The 3655-nt window shown below is 62.5% G+C and carries 4 protein-coding genes; 3 read left to right on the top strand and 1 reads right to left on the bottom strand.

Features of this window, described 5'->3' with window-relative positions; translation table 11 throughout:
- Positions 1-131 (top strand): GMC oxidoreductase (locus PDO_RS27110; RefSeq protein ID WP_007601934.1); only part of this gene is annotated, 131 nt, incomplete at its 5' end.
- 23 nt (positions 132-154) lie between these two features.
- Here PDO_RS27110 and pdxR read toward each other — a convergent pair.
- Positions 155-1648, bottom strand: coding sequence for a MocR-like pyridoxine biosynthesis transcription factor PdxR (gene pdxR / locus PDO_RS11220; RefSeq protein WP_007601932.1), 1494 nt, complete (start codon positions 1646-1648; stop codon positions 155-157).
- Positions 1649-1794: 146 nt separating this feature from the next.
- Here pdxR and PDO_RS11215 point away from each other — a divergent pair, with 146 nt between their 5' ends.
- Both PDO_RS11215 and PDO_RS11210 read left to right on the top strand, forming a co-directional pair.
- Entirely contained in the window at positions 1795-2898 is a 1104-nt protein-coding gene (locus tag PDO_RS11215; protein WP_007601930.1) for a mandelate racemase/muconate lactonizing enzyme family protein, read from the top strand.
- A 1-nt stretch (position 2899) separates the two neighbouring features.
- Positions 2900-3655: aldehyde dehydrogenase family protein (locus tag PDO_RS11210; RefSeq protein ID WP_007601929.1), on the top strand; the 756-nt coding region annotated here is incomplete at its 3' end.

The following is a 3655-nucleotide window of genomic DNA, read 5'->3' as shown; positions in this document are numbered from 1 at the left end:
ACGGTCTTGAGGGCCTGCGCGTTGTTGACGCCTCGATCTTCCCGCTGATCCCGTCGGGCAACATCAATGCACCGTCGATCATGGTTGGCGAACGGGGATGCGATTTCATCCTGGAGGACGCACGCCGTTAACCGCCAGCCCAGCAACGCTCGACCTATCGTTGCTTGCGCATCTGGTGCAGGAGTTCGGCGAGATCGCGGACAGCGGCGACGGTCGCCCGCGACGGCACGGCGCTGAATCCGAGGATCAGACCTTTCTGCGCAGGCGCCAGCGAGAATCGGCTGATCGGCGAAACGATGATGCCGCGCTCCAGCGCCCTGGCAGAAACCGCGTTCTCATCAAAACCATCCCATAGCCGACCCACAGTCTGGAACCCCGTCGTCGTTGGCTGAACGTCCAGCAATCCGTCGAGATGCTCTGCGGCAGCATCAACGAGCGCGGCCTGCCGTTCGGCATAGATGCGGCGCATCCGTCGAAGATGGGCATTGAAATGGCCCTGCTCCATAAAACTCGCCATAATCGATTGCAGACTGGAGGGCGCACCTTGCATGGTGGCGCCCGCCACCCTTTGAAACATCTTGGCAAGTTCCGGCGGGGCTACGAGGTATCCGAGCCGCAGACCGGCGAACATGACCTTGGAAAACGTACCCACATAGATGACCCGTCCGGCCGTATCGATGCTTTTCAGGGTTGGCGCTGGATGGCCGGAATAATAGAATTCGCCGTCATAGTCGTCCTCGATGATCCAGGCACCGCAACGACCGGCGGCATTGAGTAGTTCAAGCCGCCTTCCGAGCGACATCGTGACGCCGAGCGGATGCTGGCGCGCCGGCGTGACAAAGGCCATGCGGAACTCCGGGCAGAGCTTGAGCCCGGCCGCCACATCCATTCCATGATCATCAACCGGCACCGGCACCAGGCTTGCCCCGCTCGACACCAGGCTGTTTCGGGCACCGATCGGGCCTGGGTTTTCGAACCAGACATGGTCGCCGGGATTGAGCAGCATCTGGCCGATCCGGTTGAAAGCATCCTGCGCTCCATTGAACACGAAGACGTCGTCCGGTTCGCAGATCACGCCACGATTGGCTTTGAGATGGTTTGCTATGGCATGGCGCAGTTCGAACAGCCCGACAGGATCGGGATAGCCAAGCACCAGATGGCGAGACTGGCGCCAGTACTGCGCCGACAGCCGCGACCACAACGGCATCGGGAATTCATCATTGGCCGGCATGCCGGTGACGAAGGGGCGCGGCACCTGCGGATGGGACAGGCGGGGAAAGTAATGTTCGGATGCCTCGATGCTCAACCGCGCCAGACGCGGCGGTGCCGCATCGGCAAGTTCCGGCATTGCCTGCGGCTGGATGGGACGCTCAGACTGCAGCGTCTCGCTGACATAGGCGCCGGCGCCCACCCGCGAAAAGATCAGTTCCTCGGCCATCAACTGTTCATAGACAGTCACCGCCGTGGTGCGCGACACACCCTGATCCTTCGACAGCGTTCGGCTTGACGGCAGCCGTTCACCGGGTGCCAGCCGTCCGGACAGGATCAGTTCGCGCAAACCGCTCGCCAGCTGCGCCGTCAGTGAGCCCGGATCATCCCTGTTGATCCTGATCGGCGGGATCAGCGCCCCGCCGGCATATTTGACCATTCTCGTTCCCCAACGCCGTTGTCGGCTTTATTGGCATGAAAACTAATCCAAAATGGACCTTAGTCAAAGGCCAGTTTCGGCTCAATGTAAGGCCAATGATCGGATGCACCCTGCAAGACACATGCAAGACAACGGAGTTGCCGGCGATGAAACTGAAGTCGATCGAGACGTTTTCGACGCGCTATGTCGCCTTCGTTCGCGTCACCGACGAGACCGGAGCGACGGGCTGGGGCCAGTTGTCGAATTACAATTCCGACATTTCCGCGCTGGTTCTGCATCGACAGGTCGCGCCCTGGACTCTGGGTGTCGAGATCACAGATCTGGACGACCATCTCGACCTGATCACCGAACGCGAGCACAAATTCCCTGGATCCTATCTCCGTCGCGCCATTGGCGGGCTCGATACGGCCATCTGGGACCTGCACGGCAAGCAGGCAGGCAAGCCAGTGGTCGCCCTGCTCGGTGGAACGCCGGGACCGCTGCGCGCCTACGCTTCATCCATGAAGCGTGACATCACCCCACACGACGAGGTCGAACGGTTCAAGCGGCTGCGCCAGCAATTCGGATTTGATGCCTTCAAATTTCGGGTCGGTGCGGAAGTCGGACGCAATCGAGATGAGTGGCAGGGCCGCACCGAGGAGATCATTCCCGCCGTAGCTCGGGCGCTCGGCACGGAGGCCGCCCTGCTCGCCGACGCCAATTCCTGTTATTCGCCGGACAAGGCGATCGAGGTCGGGCGGATGATGGAGGACCACGGCATGGTCCACTACGAGGAGCCCTGCCCTTACTGGGAACTGGAGCAGACAAAACAGGTGGCCGATGCGCTTACCATCGCCGTGACCGGCGGCGAGCAGGACTGCGACCTGACGGTGTGGCGCCGCATGATCGACATGCGGGCGGTCGACATCGTCCAGCCCGATGTCCTCTATCTCGGTGGCATCAACCGGACCCTACGGGTGGCACGTATGGCAGCGGAAGCGGGGCTGCCGGTGACGCCGCATTGCGCCAATCTTTCGCTGGTCACGCTGTTCACCATGCATATCCTGCGCGCCATACCCAATGCGGGTGACTATCTCGAATTCTCGATCGAGGGCGCCGACTATTATCCTTGGCAATATGGCCTCTTCCGCAACGATCCCTATGTGATCGTCGACGGCAAGGCTACGGTCACCGACGCACCCGGCTGGGGCATCGAGATCGACCCGGAATGGCTGGCGAAATCCAGCTACCAGATCAGCGAGATCAATTGACATGACTGAACAAGCCGATCGCCTCGCGGCGGAATATCTTGAGACCGGCACCTTGAGCGGCCTGCCCAGGGACCACTTCATCGACGGCCGCTGGGTCGCGCCGCTTTCGGGTGGGATGATGGAAACCTTCGATCCGGGTCTCGGTCGCGCCTATCACGATTTTGCCGCCGGTGACGCTGACGATATCGACGCTGCCGTCAACGCCGCCCTTCGTGCCGGGCGCGGCTGGGGCAGGACCCGCCCGGCCGCTCGCGGCAGCATGCTGGCCCGCGCGGCGGCACTCATTCGGGAGGACGCCCCTCGCCTCGCCGTGATTGAAAGCCTCGATAGCGGCAAACCCTTGGCCGAGGCCGAAGGCGACATCGCCGGTGCCGCCCGCACCTTTGAATATTACGCCGCCGCCGCCAACACGATGCAAGGCGACAGCTTTCCGCTCGGCCATGACTACCTCGGCTATTCGATCATCGAGCCTGTAGGTGTAACCGCTCACATCATTCCGTGGAACTATCCACTGTCGACGGCCGCGCGCGGCATAGCGCCGGCACTCGCGGCCGGCTGCACCGTCATCGCCAAGCCTGCCGAACAGACGCCAATGACGGCGCTGCTGCTCGCCGAACTGCTGCATCGCGCCGGTCTACCGGCCGGCGTCTGCAATGTCGTGACCGGAACCGGCGGCCAAGCCGGCGCACCGCTGGTGCGCCACCCCGCCGTCCGCCATGTCTCGTTCACCGGCTCGGTCACGACCGGCATCAACGTC

Source organism: Rhizobium sp. PDO1-076 (assembly GCF_000247475.1).
Lineage (GTDB): Bacteria > Pseudomonadota > Alphaproteobacteria > Rhizobiales > Rhizobiaceae > Allorhizobium.
This window is presented reverse-complemented; position numbering and strand designations above follow the sequence as displayed.